We start from the raw sequence: 22,306 nt of genomic DNA, 5'->3' as shown, positions 1-22,306 counted from the left end.
TAGAAACTCCCCATTCATTACTTTATTACTTGTCTTTTCTTGTAATAATATACAAAAAGTTCGTAGCCAAACGAACATATTGACATAATTTTACTATTTAAGACTAATTATGTCAACGCACTTTTCGCCGTCACATTTTCACATTTTTTGAATCTTGTTTTTTCTTACACAATATATGGTTTGCAATTTTCGAAGCAGCCCAATTTATAGTAAAAAATACAAGTAAAAAACTTGAAAAAAATCCTAAAAAAATATATAGTCTCAGATCTCCGTCACAGCATATGTAACTGACCGCCATAACTACTACACTTAATATCAACCAAAGTGTAATATCGCATATCCACGCCACCGCACGGCTGTTCCTAAAGAGCTTTGAGATGAACCAGAACAGCGATCCCAGTACACCTGAGCACGCTCCGGCTGCAACACTTATCCCATATCCCCAGAGCTGCCCTGCCGCCATATCGCTCATCACTTGAACAACCCCTTTATAGAAAAAGCACCTTCCTTGTCACCCGAATATATCATGGAGTTGATATTTCCTGTGAGATCCAGTATTCCCTTGTCAAGGTCCAGATTTGTCGCCTGCATATTCTTGCCTATTATCTTGAGTTTCCCCTGCTCGGTCACCAGCAGAACCAGATCAGGATCTATGGATGTGACCTTGCTGATCCCTGTCATGGACAGACTGTTCCTGTTGTCCATGACCACCTTGTGGGTTTTTGCCTTATTAACTTCCCCCATGTTCAGAAACCTTCTCAAGCTATTTAATAAACTATATGAGCCCACAAAAAAAATATGCCGGAATACACTATGTATATTCCGGCATATTTTTACACATACTCAAACATATCCTTGGCATCTTCCTTTTTAGTGGAATCTGCAATCATTGTAACTCTGACCTTCACCGTCTTGTTGCCAAATGCTATCTCGATAACATCTCCAACCTTGACATCGGTTCCGGCCTTAGCCACTTTGTCGTTGACCATGACTCTTCCGGCATCGCATGCCTCGTTCGCCACGGTTCTTCTCTTGATGATCCTGGATACCTTAAGATATTTATCAAGTCTCATATCAAACCCTTAAAGATTAGTTGATTGAATCCTTTAATGCCTTTCCAGCCTTGAACTTAGGTGCCTTTGAAGCAGCGATAGTCATTGTCTCGCCAGTTCTTGGGTTTCTACCCTCTCTAGCTGGTCTCTCTGATACCTCGAATGTACCAAATCCAACTAACTGAATCTTCTCACCTTTCTTTAACTCATCTGCTACAACGTCTGTGAAAGCCTTTAATGCTGCCTCAGCGTCCTTCTTTGATAATTCTGTCTTCTCAGCGATTGCTGCAACTAATTCTGTCTTATTCATTAGATAATTCCTCCTTTAAAAAAATAAATGCTCTCTTTCATCCGCCTGCTACCCGCAAAAGCAGAAAACCCTGAGCTCAACATGTATAGTTATACCTAAAATGGTTATATTTGTCAAGGAAAATAAGGGATTTCGAGGCCGAAACCCCTTGATTTTACTCACTTTTTGCCAAATTCTTGCATTACCGGCTACCCTTCCATCTGTTTGCCCAAAAATGCCGCCGCGATCACCGCTGCTTTTTGCTCTATCTCTCCTATTCTGTGTCCGCTGTCACGCACTATCACGATGACAGAGCCCACTGCATCGCCCTCTGATATAATGGTCTGCACCACCTGTCCATCGTAATCCAGGTCGTCTGTGGTTATGTGTATGAACTTCGCATCGCCTTTGCGGGCAACTATCGCTTTCCTGTCGTTTATCACGCTCTCAAGCTCACTGTGAAGCTCCTTGCCCATCAGCTCCCTCTTAGGCATCCCCGCCACCGCTATGACAGAATCACGATCCGTGATAGCCACGGGAAGCCCAAGGCTCTGGGATATGGCCTCCACATACTGCTGTGCAAATGCAGTCAGATCAGCCATGGGCGAATACTTCTTGAGAACGATCTCGCCCTCCTTGCCGGTAAATATCTCCAGTGGATCCCCCTCTCTTATCCTGAGGACCTTTCTTATCTCCTTCGGGACGACTATCCTTCCGAGATCGTCTATTCTTCTCACTATTCCTGTCGCCTTCATAAACAGTATCAACCCTCCATTGCATGTTAAATAATTGCTTTGGAGTTATTATGTGGAAAATCATCAAAATTATTCTTCCATGATCCCGGCCAGCGTCATCTTTAGATCCGCTGCGCTTATCGGCTTTGCTATGTGTCCGTTCATGCCCGCTTCAAATGCTTTCTTACGGTCTTCGTTGAACGCATTCGCGGTCATGGCGATTATAGGTATATCTGCAAGCCGTTTGTCGTCAAGCTTTCGTATGAGCATGGTTGCCTTGTAGCCGTCCATGTTCGGCATCTGTATATCCATGAGAATGAGATCGTAGTATTCAGGCTCCGCTTTCTCCAGCATGTCTATACACTGGATTCCGTCTGCAGCGTGGTCGACCTCCATGCCTGCGCCGGCAAGTATGGTCATGGCTATCTCCGCATTCAGGTCGTTATCCTCCGCCAGGAGTATTCTTCTGCCCTCAAACGAATAATCCTCGTTGCGCTTCTCTACCGAACCAGCATTCTCAACATTCTGGGATATACGGTGCTCAAGTGTAACAGTAAATGTCGTACCCTTTCCCGGTTCACTATGCACGTCTATATCTCCCCCCATAAGATCAACTATCTTCTTAACTATAGCCATGCCAAGTCCTGTTCCAAACTGTCCACTCTCCGTGGATGTCTGTTCCCTGCTGAAATCCTCAAATATATGCTCCAGGAAATCCTCCGACATTCCAATTCCCGTGTCACTGACCACTGTGCATATCTTCACATAACCATCCCTGTCGCATGGAAGCTCATCAATCTTCACCTCAACGCTGTCTCCTGGAAGAGAATACTTATATGCGTTGTTGATAATGTTCATGAGTATCTCTTTTAACTTCACTACATCACATAGAATATTGTTGTGCTTCACATTCACATTCCATGTAAAGTCTATGTTCTTCTCCTTCATCTGACTTTCAAACAGCCAGTACACCGAATCAAGACTCTTGAGTGATATACTGCTCTCGTCCAGTTCTGTCTTGCCGCTCTCGATCCTCGCCATCTCAAGCACATTGTTGATGAGCGACAGCAGATAATCACTTGACGATCTGATCTTGGCTATATAATCGCGCGCCTTGTCCTGGTCGGACAGGTTGTCATCCAGAAGGTCTGTGAAGCCTATTATCGCATTCATTGGGGTTCTTATATCATGAGACATGGAGTTGAGGAACACCGTCTTGGCGTTGTTAGCCTTATTCGCCATATCCAGGGCATTCTCCAGCTCGTGGTTGGCCTTCTCGATAACCTCAAGCTTCTCAACCTTTCTGATATCCTCCATGCAGAGCTCTATATACACGAACATCGCCGAAAGCGTCAGTCCAATCAGAACATAAGAACCGCCCGCAACAATCTGCAACACTGAACATATAAGCGCAGGTATGAGTGCTATAGTTATGATGACCGCAGATCTCTTCTCTCTTCTGGTAATGGAATATACTATCGCACTGACGAGTGTCACAAATACATAGGTATATGGGAGTGCCACCTGAAGTGCGAACAATGCCCCTCTGCGATACATGCCCGTATCATCCACGTAGAAAAGCCAACCTGTCCACCATGAGACCGCACACAGCACAATCATCAGAACAAGCGGAATACTGCGCAATGCCCGTATTATCTTTTTTTCCACAAATAATGAATTCTGTATACTCTCGAAAAAATAAAACCATTCATATGTCACAAATGTCTCTGCGATCATGAATCCGCAATTCAACACAAAAACCACCGTGGCCGGCATACGCACCAGTCCTGCGTCAACCATTCTTACAGGTATATTTATTATCTGGAAAGCAATTACTCCGAATACAAAATGAGAAAACGATCTTATGATCTTATTATTTCTTTGATTAAGACATCTCACACCTATATAGAGCATGATTATCAGTATGGTGTATTCACACATCATCGTCTGCAAGTGCTGTGTCATATTTATCCCCCCCTTAGCGCGATACGCTGAATTCTCTGTTATGACTGCTCCATACCTCGTAGAGCATTTCCTCAAACTTTCCTATGTTCACCGGCTTGGACAGATATCCCTTCATCCTTGCCCTTGGTAGCATTGAACTCATCAACCAAATTGTCAAATATTGCCTGCTAGGTTCCATTGTAGTAATGCCATATCTTCAGTGATACCGGATGATCTGGATCAAGATTCACATTCTTCGCTGTATCGCCGTCTGAGTCACCACAACCAGCAAGCATACTCACGACCATAACGGCCGCCATCATTCTGGCAATAGTCCTCTTCTTCATCTTATAAGTCCCCTCTCTTTTCTCACACTACAATGATCTATTCAACACTCTTAAGAGCATTTACAGTTATCTTATACTGCTCACTGACCTTCTCATACAAAGCCTCATATCCATCAAGCTCTCTCCCCCTGAGCTTCTCTGTCAGATCCGAGCTCACTGTATACAGATTCTTAAGTCCAAGGTTCAGACATATCCCCTTCAGTGTATGTGCTGCCCTGAATGCCTTCTCAGCATTCTTCTCCGTAATAGCCTCTGTCAGTTCATTGTAGCTTCCATCATCTATAAACTTAAGTGCGAATCTCTGTATAAGGCTCTCACTGCCAAGTCTGCCAAGTACATCCTCAAAATCTGCTCCTATTGTATCATAACACTCTCTGATGTTCATATCTGGTTCTCCTTCTTCATCTCATATCTGCACACAAGCTCTTCAAATTCCTGTCTGGACTCCTTGAAGCACTCTATAAGTCTCGGTGAAAATGTTCCACACTCTCCATCAAGTATCATCTGATATGCCTTGCCCTTCTCTATAGCCTTCTTGTATACCCTGTCACTCACAAGAGCGTCATACACATCCGCTATGGACACAAGCTGTGCCGATATCGGTATATCCTCACCGGCCAGTCCGTCAGGATAGCCCTTTCCATCATATCTCTCATGATGGTGGCGGCATATCTCATAGCTGATCTTCTCGTATTCCTCACTCCACGTGCCTGCAATCTGTGTAAGTATCTCACAGCCCTTTGTCGTGTGGGTCTTCATATATTCAAACTCTTCATCTGTAAGCCTGCCCGGCTTCAGGAGCACACTGTCCTTGATGGCTATCTTGCCTATGTCATGAAGTGGACTGGCTGCAACTATTACAGCTATCTTCTCCGGTGTAAGGCCGTACTCCGGATATTTCTCCGCAGCCTTCTCTGCAAGTATATTGGTAAATTCCTTTACCCTCTTGATGTGCTCACCGCTCTCAAGATTTCTGTATTCAACAACCGTGCCTAAAACGTCCACTATCTTCTCATTGGTCTCACGTATCTGCTCTGCCTGAGCCTGAAACAGTTTGTTCTTCTCCTCCAGCTCTCTTGTCTGCAGTCTGACTTTATCCTCCAGATGATTCTTATACATGAACAGATCCACGGTATTCTTGACCCTGCGTCTGACTGTCACACTGTCAAATGGCTTTCTGACGAAATCCGTAACCCCCATTTCAAGGCACTTTACCTCAACATCCCTGGCTGATTCCGCACTTATGACTATTACCGGTATCCTGTCAAGCAGCTCGTGTTCTCTCATGTAATCAAGCACCGCATATCCATCGACAATCGGCATGATCAGATCAAGGAGCATCGCTGTTATCCCTTCACTCTCTGACTTCAGTATGTCTATGGTCTGCATACCATCAGCAGCCTGAATCACTTCATACTTATCACCAAGTGCAACTGCAAGTATCTCTCTATTCAGCTCAATGTCATCGACTATCAATACTTTTTCTCTCATTTAATTAACTCCTCAACATAGTATTTTTAATGTCCCAGAAAAAATATGTTAAAGCTTTACAATCACCCACAATAATTTTATAATTCCTAAACAATATTGTCTATGGAATTAATTGCCATTAATATAGATTTTTTCTCCCAAAATAGGTAAAATTGTCTTAAAAACAGAGCTTTATATATTAATATATCAAAAACCTACACACATAAAGGGGGGGTATTTTATGGATAATTTTGTTATACTACAGCAGATGGTTGCCATTGACAGAGCTCAGAACCGTTTTGAACTCCGGGCATCCATACAGACTCTGCTCCGTATCATCGGAAGTTACACTTCGTCAGAACGAGTTTATATTTTTGACTGGGATGAGGCTGACAACATATTCCGCAACTCATATGAGTGGTGCGGTGACAATGTGCAGCCATGGATTGACAATCTTCAGTCCGTGGATGCCGCCGACATGCCTTACTGGCTGGAAGCATTTGAGCGCGGCGACAGTATGATCATAGATAACGTGGAGGATGTGAAGGATCTCATGCCTTCCGAGTATCAGCTTCTGGTCATGCAGAATATCCACTCTGAGATAGCATTTCCTATCTTCTATAAGGACCAGCTCAAAGGCTTTATCGGTGTGGACAATCCCCACATAGAAAGTTCGGAATCCTTTATAAGTCTGCTTGGGGTTGTGGGCGGTCATCTCGGAAATGTAAGGGAGACTCTCAGAATGACCGAGCTTCTTGAGCAGCGCAATAATTCACTCGAAAAGAGCCTGTCGGATCTGAACCGTGAAAGGATGTTCATGTCTGTCCTGTGCACAGACTACATATCCGTCTACTGCGTTGATCTTCAGAATGATTCCCTCGAGCCTTTAAAGCTTGACCCGGTGGCAAATGCTGCCCACATACACGACATCAAAGCCGGGAAAGCATTCTGCTACTCAGAGCTGATCAGACAGTATTATGAAAAATATGTCATCAAAGAATCTGCCCCGGACTTCAAAGAAATCCTCAGCGCAGAGCATATACAGAATCATCTTGCCGCTCACCCTAAGCTCTCTTACAGATACCGGGTGACTCCGAACGCAGCGGGTCAGGAAAACTTTGAGGCAGAGATATTCCCTTTTTCAGCGGCCTCAGCTTCAAGGGTGCTGATTGGCTTCAAGCAGATAGACGAGCTTGTGAGCTTTGAACAAAATTCGAGGAGACAGCTGCAGGAGGCACTTGACGAGGCTAACCTGAACAACGAGATCATATCCGCCATAAGCAAGATCTACTTCTCAATATACAGGATAGATCTTACACAGGACATGTACGAGGAGGTGTCCAGTGATAACAAGGTACACAAACTTACAGGCCGCATGGGAAGAGCTTCCTCCAAGATGAAGGAGCTGTGTCACCGCTTCGTCGTTCCCGAATATCAGGACAAGATACTTGATTTCTTCGATCTGTCGACCATCGCAGAGCGTCTCCACACAGACGAGACCATAGCCATGGATTATCTCGCCAACGACGGCAACTGGCACTCGGCAAGATTTATTGTAAAAAAGCGAGATGCTCTCGGCAACGTGACCAGCATACTGTATGCAACAAGGCTTATCAGCGAACAAAAGAGACGTGAACAGAACTGGATGCTCCTGGCAGAGGAAGCCAACAAGGCCAATGAGGCAAAGTCCGAGTTCCTGTCCAAGATGGCTCACGATATAAGAACACCTCTGAATGCCGTAATGGGATTTGCCGACATAGCAAAGCGATCACTAGGCGATCCAAGCAAGATAGACGACTGTCTGGGCAAGCTCAGGACGTCCGGGGCTTATATAGAACAGCTCGTCAGCAACATCCTTGACATAACGAATCTGGAAAACGGCAGACAGCAGCTCAAGCCTTGTGAGACATCTGTATCCGAGCTGTGTCATACTCTGAACATGGTTTTCGATCAGGCTCTCATGAACGACGGACTCAATATAACCTTCAACTGTCACGATATATATCACGACTACATCCTGGCCGATGGACTCAAGCTGAAACAGATCTACTCTAACCTGCTGTCTAACTCCATCAAGTTCACACCTGGTCATGGCGACGTTGGATTTGAATTATATGAGGAAAATATACCAGGCTCCGATAAGATACGTCTCGTCGCCAGAATAAGCGACACGGGAATTGGAATAAAGCCTGAATATCAGGCGAGCATGTTCAACAAATTCTCCCGCGAGACAGACACCAGGATCAGCAAAGTGCGCGGAAGCGGTCTGGGGCTCGCCATAGTAAAGGAGCTTGTGGATCTAATGCAGGGTACCATCACAGTACAGAGCAATCCGGGTGGTGGAACTATCATCGAGGTAAGCATCGACGTCCCTTATATCATAAAGGATGATCTGTGGTCTGGACAATCCGGTGATAGCAGCGACGCAGAATCCCTGTGTGTAGGAATGCACCTTCTGGTGGCAGAGGATAACGAACTCAACTATGAGGTCGTGTCTGAACTTCTGGGTGTGAATGGTATTTCCTGTGAGCGCGCTGAGGACGGCTCCGTGTGCGTTGACATGTTCTCCACATCTGCTGCCGGAACCTACGACGGTATCCTTATGGATCTTCAGATGCCTGTGATGGATGGAATCTCGGCGTCCTACGCCATAAGAAAGCTCGAGCATCCGAATGCACAGAACATTCCTATCATCGCCATCACCGCCAACACATTTGCTAAAGATCTCGAAAGATGCCGTCTGGCAGGCATGAACGAACACCTGTCAAAGCCGCTGAACATAAGGCAGCTTATAAGCATCCTCTCAAAATTCAAGAAATAAAAAAGTCAAGAAATAAAAAAGTCCCTGTATGATATTTCAATCATACAGGGGATTTGCCGTTATTACTTATTCATGATCGCATCTATAGACTTAATGCATGCACTCCTGAGGCCTGACTCCTCGAGGGATGCAACACCGCATATGGTTGTTCCCGCAGGGGAACATACATTGTCCTTCAACACGCCGGGATGCTCCCCTGTCTCTAGCTGAAGTTTTGCTGAACCAAGTATCATCTGTGATATGAGTCTGTACGCAGTCTGTCTAGGCACACCATACTTAACCGCTGCATCCGCATATCCCTCTATGAACAGATCCACAAATGCAGGACCACAGCCGGTTACTGCGCCTCCTATTCCCATGAGATTCGATGGAAGCTCCTCCACAATTCCCACAGCCGCGAACAGCTCTTTGATTTGTGTCCTTTCTTCCTCCTCAAGGGAATTCTGTGCTTCAAAGAGCATAACTCCCTCATATACCATTGCCGGAGTATTCGGCATCACAAACTGCACTCTCACCGAACTGTCAAAATACTCACTGTACTTCTTAAAATCCCAGCCAGCTGCCACCGACACAAGAGCCTTGCCGTGAAGTCTCTCTCCTATCTCAACGAGAACGTCATTGATCTGATAAGGCTTGCATGCCATGATGACCGTATCCACGGCATCCACCAGCTCTGCAAGTGTCTTACACGGGGTAAATCCATACTTCTCTGAGTTCTTCACCAGCTTGTCATAGTGTGGTGCATATGCATATACACTCTCAGCCGCTATCTTCCCTGAATTCACAAATCCTGCACAGAGTGCCTGTGCCATATTACCCATGCCTATGAAACCTAACCTCTCCATGATACATTCTCCTTCTTTCAAGCCTTTATATATTTTGTCTTTTATATCTGTCTTACTCAGCCATCCGGCGAAGCTTCTTTGCACGCTTCTCCTGATAGAGAAGTCTGTCGACAGTTGCAAGCGCCTGGAACACGTCCACATCCTTGTCATTATCTATGGTGCAGAACATGAACAATCCTCTGGTACCTTCAGAAGCAGTCTCCATATATCTGTTGACCATCTCCGGGCATCTGTCTGCAAATCCTCCGATTATGCCCTAGTGCAGCAGACTGCTTATAGTAGCCGCCACATCTTTATCTCCTATGAGAGATATGTTATTTATACAGATAAAATCATTGACCTTTTTGCTCTTCACAAAGTCAAGGATGTTTACCTGTGAATATCTGTAATCTATGATATATATTTTGGAGTAGTGATCCACAAGAAATGGAATAAATGCATTTCCGTAGGACTCCTTCATTACTACACACGATGAACCGTCTGTCACCTTTGGGTTCTCTATCACTGCCATCGGCGTGTCACCGCCCACAAATGTAGAATACATGGTTCCCTTATCCCATCCATTCACATCCATTATGACATTCCACTTCTGCTCCGAGCCATCCTCGTTCCAGTAGGTCATGTCATTTGTTCCTATCGGTTCGTAGGCGTATATCGTATCAGGATTATTCTTCATGTCAGAGTTCTGCAGGGTGCTGTAGAAGCTTCCGAGGAATCCCTTGAAGGTATCCGTCTTCCTCTTGTCACGTGGAATGGCCGTTATGCCCTTAGTCTTGCAGAAATCCTCATACGCATAGTACGCGCCATCCGCGGTCCAGTGGTGATCTGTCCTGAAGAATATATATTCATCCTTATGCGCCTTTAACGTGTCAAATATATCGACCGTCTTCACGCCATTCATCATGCCATAGTAATACTCTATCGCCTGTTTCTGATCGGAACCGCCAAGCTTATCCAGCTCGTCATCCGATAGCAGGACACCTGAATTGTTCGGCACAAGAATATCGTACACATTTGTCTGGCCCGAGAGCTGTGCCGCTGCATTGTTGATAGCATCTATATATTCTGTTGCGGAGTCCTGAACGAAATAGTACAGGCTGTACGCAGAACCATCCTTCACATACAGGTTGTCCTGAAGCTGCTTCTGGAACGCATTGTCCATAGCCTTTGAATCTGGTGGATCGACCATCTGGACCGAACCGCTCTCAGTTGTCGCATCCTGCTTGTTCTTCGATGTCAGACTCGCAGGAAGTCCTATCTCAGGATCCTCTGTCGTAACCTCCGTGGTACTCTCAGTTGTCGCCTTGCCTGCATCATCAGGAGTGGCGGTCACCGCACTCTTGTCCACCTCAGGTATCTCATCGCCCTTGGCATTTCCTCCAACCACCTGCGTTCCGAGCTGTATTCCGTACAGCTTCTTAAGGCTCTGGTCAGCCGACACAAGCTTATCCCTCATAGGGTATGTGTCAGAATACCACAGTGACACGTCCTCGAAGTATGATCCGTCGAGGAATGACGTTATGGTGAATGACGGAAACTTTGCAAGTGTCCTCTTCTCCATCGTGGATTTCTTAGGTCTGACAAAAAACAGCAGACCGATAAATGCTCCTATCGCCATGACTGCGGCAAATATAAGAACACCCAGAGTTCTGAATTTCTTTAATTGTTGTCTCTGACTTCTGGTATATCTTCTCTTCATAAAAATCACCCATTAAAACTGGAAATACAGGAAAGGATTATAGCTTGCACCCACAAGCGCCAGCACTGAGATCACGAGCATAAGTACCGGTGTTATCATCTCAGTTACATTGAACACGTTGAATACAAGTGGGTTGACCTTTCCAACTTCTATAGCCCATTTTCTGAGTCTCTTGCCCAGATCCGTACACGCAATACATGCAAATATCAGGAAGAATATGTTCTTCACAAATATTGTTCCAAGTGCCATATTTGCAAATCCCGATGTTCCTATTCCAAACATTCCCGCAAGCACTGTTCCAAGCTCACGAAGGCTCTCAAATCTGAATATGGTCCATCCGAACAGGATAACGAGCAGCGTATATATTCGGGATGCCACAGGGCCGAGTCTTCCGCCCAGATAAAACTTCTCCAGAAGGAGGAAGCCCAGATAATAAATTCCCCAGAATATATAATTCCAGCTTGCTCCGTGCCACATTCCCGTGAGAAACCACACGATAGCCATGTTGCGGATGTACTTCGCTGTGCTGCATCTGTTGCCGCCAAGCGGTATATATACGTAATCCCTGAAGAATGAGCTGAGTGATATGTGCCATCTCCTCCAGAAATTATTTACCGATGTAGCCATATATGGGTAGTTAAAGTTCTCATCATAGTGAAAACCTACCATCCTTCCCATTCCGATGGCCATGTCTGAGTATGCTGAGAAATCAAGGTATATCTGAAGCATATACGCTATCATTCCAAGCCACATTTCAAGTGTCGTCTGAGCCTTGAGGCTCGCCACTCCCGCCGGGAGCAGGGTGTCGGCTATGCTGGCACAGGAATTGGCCAGTATCGCCTTCTTTGCCAGTCCGACTGAAAATCTTCTCAGTCCCATGTATATGTCGTTCGCTGTTATCTTCCTGTTGTCTATCTGATCAGCAACGGTCTCATATCTGACGATAGGTCCCGCTATACACTGATGGAACAGACTTGAATACAGAAGGAGCTTCCAGTATTCTCTCTGTGGTCTGACTTCGTTTCTGTACACATCCACCACATATGATATGAGCTGGAATGTATAGAAAGAGATTCCTATTGGGAGAGCTATTCCAGGCACGGTCTTCGGCACGCCGAACACTGCCTTTATGTTGCCGAGGAAAAATCCCAGATACTTGAATATCGCAAGACAGCCAAGCATTATCACAAGGTCACACACAAGATAAAACTTCTCAGATCTCTTGGTATATCCGGCACGTGCCTCATCTATGCGAATGGCAAACAGCCAGCTCACCAGAGTCTCTCCCGCCAGGAGCAGAAGATATCTCGGGCCTCCCCAGGCATAGAACACCAGTGAAAATATCAGCAATACATTATTGCGTTTCTCAGGGCTCACCGCAAAATATGCTATCAGGTTTGCAGTGAGAAAAACAAACAAAAATATTAAACTCGAAAAAACCATAAATATTCTCCCATCATGTCAATCGGCTGTATTATACTTCACAACAGTCAACAACACAATATTAATAATGATTAACTGTACGCTTCGGAATAGGCGCCTACAGATCGGTCATCTGCACTTCCCTGTTCTTTGATATTCCGTTCACCATGAAGCTCACTCTGCCGTTACCGATCACGATATTTTTCTCCTCTGCACCTATATCAGTTCCCACACTGTTGATCACCTGTGTGTTGATATCCGAGTTGGAAAATTCCAGTCTGGCGGTGTGGGTGCTGTTACCCATGGCGTAGGCATCCTTGCCCTGTGCCACCACCTTGACGTAAGCGTACTGTATGCTGACGTCCGTATCGCCCTCACGGCAGCCTATACCATAACATTCATTTGCCCTGATGTTCATGGTAATATTGATATTCTTCATGGCAACCCTGCAGGACTTTCCATTCATGGTTCCTATGACTGCTGTCGATATGGATGCCCCGGATATCTTGCCGGATATATTGTCAATAGCTATATCCGCGCTTCCGTTATATGAGCCTATGGATACACTTCTGGCGATTCCATTGTATATCTCCATGTCGCAGTTCTCTATGTGAAGAGTGCAGTCGCTGTCCATACAGCCTATCATCACACCCTCCTGACCTCTCTGATCTATCTCGTATCGTCCGTGTCCAATATATATATTACCGCCAAGGCCGGATCCTATTCCAATGCCCCTCATTCCGGTGGCCGTTATGGACAGCGTTCCATCCTGATTGAAATACAGATCTCCGTGTCTCGACGCAAAATCGTTTCCTATTCCAAAGTATCTGCCACCCGCAAGTGTGATCCTCAGATCTCCATCTCCGGCAAGCTCGAGCTTTGACGACTCGGCTACCTGTATACCGCCTGTGCGCAGCTCATTGTCCCCGGTGAGGACTATCCTGACATCGCAGTTGTCTTCTATCTTTATACAAGGTATGCCCTTCTCTCCCCCAAGGCTTATGCTGTCCACCCTGAGCTCGCCTCTGAAGCCGTCTCCTATGGTTATCAGCATGTTGGACTTGAAGCCCGGTGTACCTGTCATGTTGACGTACCTGTACTGGTCATCTATCTTCTTGAAATCAAGCGCCGTATATTTGTTAAATGCAAGCTGAACCATCGATATCTCGTCTTCATCGGTTATGACATAGGTCTTCTTGCCATACTTTGTGATCTCGTTCTGATTGTACTGGACTATCTCGTTTATGATCCTCTTATCTATCTCGGCAATCGCCTCCGGTGAAGGCTTCGCCGTGTAGTAACCCTGAATGAGATCTGCGCCAAGTCTGATGACCTCCTTGAGCTCAACATCCAGCTCAACGCCCTCCGCCAGAGTGACGATATCATTGTCATGCGCAAATTCTATAATATCCTTAACAAAATGCTGCTTCTGCGGATCCTCATGTATATTTGTCATGAGCATCCTGTCTATCTTCACGTAACGCGGCATATATCTGAGAAGATTGTTGACATTTGAATAACCTGAGCCATAGTCATCTATGGCGGTCTCTATGTTCATCCTGCCGTACTTGTCCTTTATCTGATCCAGTAGCTGGTCGCTCATCTCAGCCTCCTCGGTGAATTCCACGACCACCTGTCCACCAAATTCCCTGAGTTTGCTCTCTATGACAGCGGTGTCCTCCTCCGACAGCCTGCAGCCCGGTATACTGTTAAAGAATATCTTTCTGCCCTCAAGTTCCTCTCGCTTGTCCTCAACGAGTCTCAACACATTGATAAATGTGGCTCTCTCCACATCGCTCAGACGTCCAAGTCTCTCAGCACTCTGTATTATGTCGAGAGGAGACATGTACTGCTCTCCTGCCGATCTCATGAGCACCTCATAGGCATAGATCTGACCTGTGCGGGCATTAACTATAGGCTGGAAATGATATGTGAGCAGATTCCTGTCAAGAATCTCCGTGGCAAGCTTGTCCTTCTCTATATCCTCCTGTGACAGCTCTGCATTTCTCGTGCTCTCAATGTACGCCTTCATCTTGGCATTGTTCTTGTTGCTTATGAGTGCGTTCACATAGTTGTCCAGAGCCTCCGCATTCGCAACCATCTGTCTGTCCACCGCATAGCATATCTCCATGACAAAATTGTCGCCATTTGTCCTGTTAAACTCCCTGGTACGGCTCTCCACACTCTTAACTATGGCGTCTGCGTGATCCTCCGCATCTCCCATCACCTGATATGCCACGATGAACTCATCGTTACACATTCTCATACATACGTCTGATTTCTCAAGGGATGCCGAGATCATTCTGGCAAGTGCCTGTATGGCCTCGTCCCCGACCTTTCTGCCGAGACTTGCATTTATCTGTCCCAGTCCCTTTATATCTATAGCCAGCAGCTCAATGCTCCTGCCATGTGCAACGGCATCGTTACACATATCCCTGCACCTCGCCATAAATCCGTTATAATTGTACACTCCGGTCAGATCATCACGGATCTGCGATGCATTGACCTTGTCCAGAAGCTTCTGAAGACTCGCCTGTCTGTAGAACGCCTCCATGCCCTGCATGATCTGCTTGATCCATGTGCTATATGAAATATCGTACGCCCTGCACTCGCTTCCATAGCTCACAACCGCATATCCAAAACATCTGTCGTCGAAATTGAGTGGAGTGAATATGTAAGCCTCAGGTCTGTCCCTGTCTGCATCCAGCTCAGGTATCAGTCTGGACACGTCAAAACAGTCATCGAAATCTATCGCACCGTCTCCATCACCGCAGCTTCTGATGACCCTGTATATATTCTTCGTGTATCCGACTCTCAGTGCATTTGACCCCATCATGACCTCAGGAAACTTCCAATATTCATTCAGGCAGAGACTGAAACTGCTCATGTTGCCATCCGTGTGGGCATACTGGAATATGGTATTGTAGAATTCCCTGTAATCTCTCTGGGATAACAGATCCTCCATCATATGGTTATAGTATGAACCATAGCTTCCCGGCTGAGTGTTCATATTCCATGCCGTCACGTCTCTCTTTCCCGGCTTCTCCGTACAATGCTCACATCCACAGCTTTTTCCCCAGTGTATAGACGCACTGCTCCTATAGTTCTCCAGAGATCTTCCGTTTATCTCTGCGTCTATCCATTTTGCGGCGTACTCGCCGTCAACCTTTGCAGGTATATCAACCGATGTCAGCGGTATGACTCTGTCATCGTTCGTCTCCGCAGCGTCATATCCCGTTATCGCTATATCCTCAGGGACCCTCACGCCTCTCTGTTCCAGCTCAGCCGCCAGCCCCAGTGCCATGTGATCACTGGCACACACCACAGCCTGTGGAAGTCTGTCTCTGTTCTCTGTTATCTCCATTGCGGTCTGGCGTCCTGAGTCAAACCAGTTATTGCCATAGTAGACCGACGATTCATCCACATCGATACCATGACTCTTCATGCTGTCAAAGAATCCCTGCTTCTTCAGCTCGGAATTGGCAGTATTCTCCCAGCCATCAAGCAGCACTATATCACGGTATCCGTGCACTTCTATGAGATGATCCGTAAGCCCGCATATATTCTTTCTGTGATCAATATTTATGGATTTATATCCTTCTATCTCGTCGCCGACTATCAGTACCGGGCCATCAAACTCATGCTCCACACGCCACCGGAGTCCCTCCTCTGTTCCCGGCGTCCTGATCCTGTCAGTACATATGACCACCGCATCATATTTGTCAAATTCTATCAGGTTGAATATGTTGGCGTCCCCCACTTCTCTGCTAGCTGTATCCTGATACTTCAGATACATTGAGAACACGCACACATCATAATCAAGCTGAAATGCCTTCTCAAAAAACCCCGAGAGGAATCTACCCTGGGTGTACTCATCAGCCTGGGCTGTCAGTACCGCAATCCTCTTCCTTGTCATAACATATACACCCTTTACCCTTTTAATTTTTACCCCCTGGGCACCGTATCCACCAAATAACATGCCCATAATTAATATAATTCTATCACGTTCTGTCGAAAGTGTATATCTTTTTTATTTTGCCGTATCACCCATGCTTCCGGCACGCAAAAAGGACGCATATACGGAAAATCTGTATTCCGGTATGCGTCCCTTTGTATGGCTTTATAATATGCTCTATCTCACGATTAGAACTCTGCCTCAACACACTCAAGTGCTGCTGCGATTACCTTGTCCATATCATAATACTTGTACTGTCCAAGTCTTCCGCCAAATATTACATCCTTGCGTGTCTCTGCAAGCTCCTTGTACTTCTCGTAAAGCGCATTGTTCTTGTCGTTGTTTACAGGGTAGTATGGCTCTACGCCCGGCTTCCACTCTGCTGAATACTCACGGCTGATAACTGTCTTTGGCTGCTTTCCAAACTCAAAGTGCTTGTGCTCGATTATTCTTGTGTATGGAACATCTCTGTGTGTGTAGTTCACAACAGCATTTCCCTGGTAGTTCTCCTCATCGAGTACCTCTGTCTCGAATCTTACTGAACGGTACTCAAGTGGTCCGTACTGGAATCCGAAGAACTCATCGATCATACCTGTGTATACAGTCTTGTCTGCGATGTCAGGATTCTCCTTGATAAAATCGAAGTAATCTGTGTCAGTCTTGACCTCAGCGCCCTCAAGCATCTTCTCAATGATCTGTGTGTATCCGCCCATTGGGATTCCCTGGAAACGGTCATTGAAGTAGTTGTTGTCGTATATGAATCTCAGAGGCAGTCTCTTGATAATGAATGCAGGAAGCTCTGTACATGGTCTTCCCCACTGCTTCTCTGTGTATCCCTTGACAAGCTTCTCATACACATCTGTACCGGCAAGCTTGAGTGCCTGCTCCTCAAGGTTCTTTGGCTCTCCAATGTTCAGATCTGCGATCTGCTTCTCGATGATTGCCTTTGCCTCTGAAGGCTTCTTGATTCCCCACATCTTGCTGAATGTGTTCATGTTGAATGGAAGGTTGTACAGCTCATCCTTGTATGAAGCTACAGGTGAGTTAATGTAGTTGTTGAACTCTGCAAACTGGTTTACATACTCCCAGATCTTCTTGTCAGATGTGTGGAATATATGTGCGCCATACTTGTGAACGTTTATACCCTCCACCTGCTCTGTGTAAATGTTGCCGGCAATATGTGGACGCTTGTCTATAACCAGACAGCTCTTGCCTCTCTTGCCTGCCTCGTATGCAAATACTGCGCCGAATAATCCGGCTCCTACTATGAGGTAATCATACTTTGCCATGTTACTTAATCCTCCTTATCTTCCGCCAATCTCTTATCTATAATTGGATATGCTCTATAACCCTCAAACTCCTTAGGTCTGAACAATACTTCCTTAAGCCATGCAAGGGATCTCTCCCTCTCTGACATAAGTATCTTATTGACATTGTCGTAATCCACAGGCTTCAACAGCTCATCATTTCCAAGAATGTCTGCCGCATCCTGAACGTAATGATCTCTCACCTGGAATACATCCACGAGGGATTCAAATCTTGTCATTCCTCTTGCACTGTTTGCAAGTCCGATAAAGTTTGTCTCAAATACAAGTGAGAAGCTTATTCCGTGGCATGAATCAGTGAGAACGAAATCTGCATTTCTGAAATAGTTCAGCCAGTCCTCGACTGTTATGTCGTCGACGATCTTGTCGTCCATATCCATGATCTGACGGTTCTTCACCGGGTCCTTTGGACGTCCGTCCAGAAGAACAACTACCTCAAGGCCGAGCTTCTCTGAAACCTCAACCACTGCGGCTCTCTTCTCCGGAGTTGGATCAAGTATATATGCAAGCATATATTTGCCATCGTGCTTCTTCTTTGCCTTGTCTGCCAGTGAATCGAATATCTTCCTGTCTGCAACAAATACAGGATCAAGAACTCTCACCGCATCTATTCCATACACATCCTTACAGATCTCAACTCCACTGGTCTCTCTGATGGATATTCCGTCAAACTGTCTCATGTATTCAGATATCGTCTCTCTGTCCTGTGCATTACAGAAGTCCCTGTCATGTCCAAATGATGCAGAGAATGCGATCTTCTTCTTATCCGGCTCAACAAAATCGAAATAGAATGAGAAGCCGAAGCCTCTGCTTATACCTCTGTTCCACACCTGATCTGATCCCATGATGAATGTATCGACCTTGGAATTGAGCTCTCTCATATCCTTCAGTGTGTATCTCTTGCTCTCATGGTAATGTGCCTTTGCAAATCTTCTCGCATGGGTGTCAGGCTTGCCGGCTCCGGTCTTGGCTGCAGGCATGTCTATCATGAGCACTGACAGACCAAATGATCTGATGATCTCGTGAAGTGCGTAATAGGTAGCAACACTTCCGTAGTTTGCACCGAACCACACGCCATATATACCTACATCGTACTTGTCCTTTATGGCATAATCGTATGCCTTCTCCATGGATGAGCCATTCTTTATCTGCTCAAAATATCTCTGTCTGGCAGGATGATTCTTGAAGCAGTGGTCAAAAGGCTGTCCTGTCTTAAGCACATCATCACGCGGAATCTCCTTGTTCAGGAGCAGCTTGTCCGCTATGGCTGCATATATCTTCTCACCCTGTGGACTGTTGACTGACACAATGGATGTTCCCTTGCCGTCAGTGTAATCTCTGTTGTACTTCTGGATTCCCCAGAAATCTGCAAGTGTTATATCACCTGTTCTCGGAAGCTTCGCATATGCGCAGTGTCCACAGAACTTTCTCGTCGATATACAAGGAAGGAATGCTCTGTAATATGGATCCTGTGTCCTTGTTCTGTGATAAACTGTTCCGTCAGTGTACTTTACAGTCATCTCTGTAGACCAGCCGAAGTAGTCCTTGTCTCTGAATCCAACATCAGCAACCTTGCCCTGATCCTTGCCGTGATATTTGTTCAGATAATCATCGAACAGCTTTGGCGATGGGCCGCCGTGGCACATCAGATCTATTGTGTAGAGATTTGATATATCCACATTCTTGAGTGTTGCGTAAAGTCCTGCGACCTGACATCCGCATCCGCAGAATACTACCACTCTGCCTTCCTTGAGTATCTTCTTAACGTCCGCATACACCTTCGATGCATCAGCCTGAACATACTTGGATTTTCTGAGCTTGTCCAGATCATCCGGGCTCTCTATGATAAAGTGTTCAACCTTGAAATCGTCTGTGTATCCTGCTCCACATACAGCTCCACCCTGCTCAAATGCATACTCAGCCAGCAGTGTGAATATTCCACCTGACGAACTCTTTGCCCTTATCTCATCGTCTGCATATGCCGCATAGCATGCAGGCTCGACAGTGTTCTTATACTCAAGATTTATAGATGGACAGATCTTTCTGCACAAACCGCAGTTTGTACATTTGCTGCGATCCACTACAGGAGCAAGAAATCCCTCTGAATCATACTTCATGCTTATAGCATTTACCGGACATACACTGTAGCACGCGCCGCAGCCACAGCAGTAATCAGGATGTATGCATCCGACTGTCTTGTCGCTGTCGCGTCTCACCGCTTTCTTTCTCCACTCTACTCGCTCTTCTTCTCTCTGTCTGGCACTCTCCTGCTTCTCAAACACTTTGATCTCAGGCTCTGCTTTTTCCTTCGTGGTGAATACCTTATTCATCCTGATCTCAGCAGGCTCGACCTTTACAACAGGCTTTTTGCCGTCTCTGAGAGCGTAATCACCGCTCATCGCCCTCTGCGCCGCATTTACTCGCTGGGACGCCTTGAGCTTATCCTTTGGCTTCGAACCGTTCTTCTCTGAGGTGTAATCTCCCCCCAGTGCTCTTCCCGCAGCCGCCAAACGGTTTTTTATACCTTTAATAGTAGCCATACCCTAAAGATACTCCTTCCATATCACTTTATATATGCAGATATTCCTTCCAGAACTTAGTTGTCTTCATCTCGTCAAATGCATTTCTGTAAGCCTGCTCAACTTCCACATGTGTCTTCTTGTATTTAGCCAATACTTTTCTATATCTCTTTATAAGCGCAAAACAACGCTTTCTGTTGATCGTTCTTCTGACTCCTGTTCCACCGTTCTTGTTCACGGCAACGAGAGTCTTCTTCATGTAATTCTTTCCCGGAACAAAGAACCAGTCGTACGCGATGATATACGGTGTTCTTCTGAGCATGAAGTTTGGAAGAAGATGTCCGTTTATCGTGAGCACATACATTGCCTTGCGGAACAGATTAAGACTCTCATACTTGTATGGATCTGTAGGAAGATCCCCTGCATAGCCAAGCTCTGCCAGCGGCACAAGCTTCTCGTTCTTAGCATTGTGCTCCTTGAGGCTCTGCTCTCCGTCAAGATGCATGATATACTCTGGTCCCTTGAGGTAATCCTCAATGGAATCTATGAGCAGCTCAGCATTGTTGTATGCAAATCTGGTTATATCCTTCCAGAACATTTCCTTTACTCTCGCAAGGAAATCCACATCCTGGCATATTCCGCTTGCCGCCTGGATAACAAAACTGTTTCTGTGAACCTGATAAAGCTCCATGGCGGCGTTGAATTTGCCTGCAAATCCCACATGCCATATACAGATACCATTAAGTGCTATAAATCCCGGCTTATTTCTCAGTGAGAACTCTACATCGTCACCTCTGACAAATACCGGAAGTGGTAAGCCTCTGTCCTCGATGTGCTCCACAGGTATACAGCAGTACCACCAGCCTGCATATGCATCATCGACATTGAAACTGTAGTTCTCATTTGCAACTATGTTCTTGAGAAGCCTCATATCCATAGCTGACTTGACCGGACCGTATGATCCGTCTGCCTTGTGGACAAATCCCACGTCCTCATACTGCTTCTGGCGTATGTCGTAATCGAACATGGCTCCACTCAGGAAGCACTTCTTGTACTCGTCTTTGAGGAGTCTGAGCAGATAATATGTTCTGAACAAACTCTCTGGCATGACCATAACGTCATCATCCATGAGGAGTACATGTGTAGGCTTCTTTGGAAGCTCCAGTGCCTCTATCATTCCACGGGTGAAACCGCCGGCTCCACCTACGTTGTTATTCATATAAACCTTGAGATCCTCACTGTCGAGCTCTGATGGATCGAGTTCTCTGTCATTGTCAATAACATGTACGAACATGTGTCCCTTGAGGTCGCTTCCATCATAGAGTACATTTGACTTGATGAGGTCTATATTACGCTTGATATATTCCTGCTTCTTGAATGTTGTTGTGACAAGAGAGATATTTACATCCCTTATTCTGTCCTCCTCGATGTCAGCAGAATAGTATCCGCTGTATATCTCTGTATCTTCCAGGGTATCCATATAGAAACCTACAAGAGCCTTATCTGTCTCCGGTATGTTCACAACCACCTCTGAAACCTCATCACTCTCAACTACCTGTGATACAAGTGGATTGTAGGTAACCGCAACGGATGCTGAATATATTGCATATACGGATATTGTAGCCTTTCCCTTCATTGTGAGGTGAAGCTTGAAGTTCTTTACCCCTGTATACTCCGACCAGCGTTTTACCTGAATGCAGTTGTAATAGCTCATGAAATTAACCTTTGTGAGCTTCTCTACAACATGGCATTTCTTCTCTGAGTCGTATATAAATGGTGATTCCTCTCCCTTTCCAATGGCGCTGAATTCAGGATACTCTATCAAGTTCACATCCAGATTCATCTGCAGCATCACATTCTGCAACTTCACATTCTGTAACATTA

The 22,306-nt window shown here is 45.7% G+C and carries 19 protein-coding genes; 1 reads left to right on the top strand and 18 read right to left on the bottom strand.

Annotated features, from left to right (window positions below):
• Positions 1-130: 130 nt before the first annotated feature.
• The 10 genes from yabQ to DW025_RS10175 form a co-directional block, all read right to left on the bottom strand.
• Positions 131-463: a spore cortex biosynthesis protein YabQ gene (yabQ, locus tag DW025_RS15480; RefSeq protein ID WP_242859117.1), complete on the bottom strand. Its 333-nt coding sequence runs from the start codon at positions 461-463 to the stop codon at positions 131-133.
• Between the two features lie 8 nt (positions 464-471).
• Positions 472-744 (bottom strand): YabP/YqfC family sporulation protein, encoded by a 273-nt coding sequence (locus DW025_RS10205; RefSeq protein WP_055272159.1) that lies wholly within the window; start codon positions 742-744, stop codon positions 472-474.
• Between the two features lie 89 nt (positions 745-833).
• On the bottom strand, positions 834-1,073 hold the full coding sequence (locus DW025_RS10200; protein ID WP_117550167.1) for an RNA-binding S4 domain-containing protein: 240 nt from the start codon (positions 1,071-1,073) through the stop codon (positions 834-836).
• Between the two features lie 16 nt (positions 1,074-1,089).
• Positions 1,090-1,362 carry an HU family DNA-binding protein gene (locus DW025_RS10195; RefSeq protein WP_015534609.1) on the bottom strand — a complete coding sequence of 91 codons (273 nt, stop codon included), beginning with the start codon at positions 1,360-1,362 and terminating at the stop codon, positions 1,090-1,092.
• 188 nt (positions 1,363-1,550) lie between these two features.
• The gene (gene spoVT / locus DW025_RS10190) at positions 1,551-2,096 is read right to left on the bottom strand and encodes a stage V sporulation protein T (protein ID WP_117550165.1); all 546 of its coding nucleotides are present in this window, start codon (positions 2,094-2,096) and stop codon (positions 1,551-1,553) included.
• 69 nt (positions 2,097-2,165) lie between these two features.
• Complete coding sequence (locus DW025_RS10185; protein ID WP_119999797.1) at positions 2,166-4,040, bottom strand: hybrid sensor histidine kinase/response regulator; 1,875 nt, start codon at positions 4,038-4,040, stop codon at positions 2,166-2,168.
• A gap of 13 nt (positions 4,041-4,053) precedes the next feature.
• Positions 4,054-4,197 carry a hypothetical protein gene (locus tag DW025_RS14890; protein WP_165854780.1) on the bottom strand — a complete coding sequence of 48 codons (144 nt, stop codon included), beginning with the start codon at positions 4,195-4,197 and terminating at the stop codon, positions 4,054-4,056.
• A 10-nt stretch (positions 4,198-4,207) separates the two neighbouring features.
• On the bottom strand, positions 4,208-4,366 hold the full coding sequence (locus DW025_RS14885) for a hypothetical protein (RefSeq protein WP_165854779.1): 159 nt from the start codon (positions 4,364-4,366) through the stop codon (positions 4,208-4,210).
• Between the two features lie 37 nt (positions 4,367-4,403).
• Positions 4,404-4,751, bottom strand: coding sequence for an Hpt domain-containing protein (locus DW025_RS10180; RefSeq protein WP_117550159.1), 348 nt, complete (start codon positions 4,749-4,751; stop codon positions 4,404-4,406).
• Positions 4,748-5,857 (bottom strand): HD domain-containing phosphohydrolase, encoded by a 1,110-nt coding sequence (locus DW025_RS10175; protein ID WP_117550157.1) that lies wholly within the window; start codon positions 5,855-5,857, stop codon positions 4,748-4,750. Before DW025_RS10175 ends, DW025_RS10180 begins: the two co-directional genes overlap by 4 nt.
• 220 nt (positions 5,858-6,077) lie before the next feature.
• On the opposite strand from DW025_RS10175, the gene DW025_RS10170 reads away from it, so the two are divergent.
• Positions 6,078-8,657, top strand: a complete 2,580-nt coding sequence (locus DW025_RS10170; RefSeq protein WP_119999796.1) for a hybrid sensor histidine kinase/response regulator — start codon at positions 6,078-6,080, stop codon at positions 8,655-8,657.
• A 62-nt stretch (positions 8,658-8,719) separates the two neighbouring features.
• On the opposite strand, the gene proC is transcribed toward DW025_RS10170, so the two are convergent.
• The 8 genes from proC to DW025_RS10135 form a co-directional block, all read right to left on the bottom strand.
• Positions 8,720-9,502, bottom strand: coding sequence for a pyrroline-5-carboxylate reductase (proC, locus tag DW025_RS10165; protein WP_055272153.1), 783 nt, complete (start codon positions 9,500-9,502; stop codon positions 8,720-8,722).
• Between the two features lie 52 nt (positions 9,503-9,554).
• Positions 9,555-9,722, bottom strand: coding sequence for a hypothetical protein (locus DW025_RS14880; RefSeq protein ID WP_158547596.1), 168 nt, complete (start codon positions 9,720-9,722; stop codon positions 9,555-9,557).
• A 36-nt stretch (positions 9,723-9,758) separates the two neighbouring features.
• The gene (locus DW025_RS10160; RefSeq protein ID WP_117550151.1) at positions 9,759-11,201 is read right to left on the bottom strand and encodes a DHHW family protein; all 1,443 of its coding nucleotides are present in this window, start codon (positions 11,199-11,201) and stop codon (positions 9,759-9,761) included.
• Between the two features lie 12 nt (positions 11,202-11,213).
• Positions 11,214-12,644, bottom strand: a complete 1,431-nt coding sequence (locus tag DW025_RS10155) for an MBOAT family O-acyltransferase (protein ID WP_117550149.1) — start codon at positions 12,642-12,644, stop codon at positions 11,214-11,216.
• A 97-nt stretch (positions 12,645-12,741) separates the two neighbouring features.
• A complete protein-coding gene (locus tag DW025_RS10150) occupies positions 12,742-16,539 on the bottom strand; it encodes an EAL domain-containing protein (RefSeq protein WP_243104962.1) in 3,798 nt (1,265 codons plus the stop codon).
• A gap of 227 nt (positions 16,540-16,766) precedes the next feature.
• Positions 16,767-17,867: a UDP-galactopyranose mutase gene (gene glf / locus DW025_RS10145; RefSeq protein WP_015534596.1), complete on the bottom strand. Its 1,101-nt coding sequence runs from the start codon at positions 17,865-17,867 to the stop codon at positions 16,767-16,769.
• Positions 17,868-17,872: 5 nt separating this feature from the next.
• Positions 17,873-20,443, bottom strand: a complete 2,571-nt coding sequence (locus DW025_RS10140; protein ID WP_119999792.1) for a polysaccharide pyruvyl transferase family protein — start codon at positions 20,441-20,443, stop codon at positions 17,873-17,875.
• A 28-nt stretch (positions 20,444-20,471) separates the two neighbouring features.
• Positions 20,472-22,304, bottom strand: coding sequence for a glycosyltransferase family 2 protein (locus tag DW025_RS10135; protein WP_119999790.1), 1,833 nt, complete (start codon positions 22,302-22,304; stop codon positions 20,472-20,474).
• Positions 22,305-22,306: the final 2 nt, after the last annotated feature.

Source organism: Coprococcus sp. AF38-1 (genome assembly GCF_003603945.1).
Taxonomy (GTDB): domain Bacteria; phylum Bacillota; class Clostridia; order Lachnospirales; family Lachnospiraceae; genus Coprococcus; species Coprococcus aceti.
This window is presented reverse-complemented; position numbering and strand designations above follow the sequence as displayed.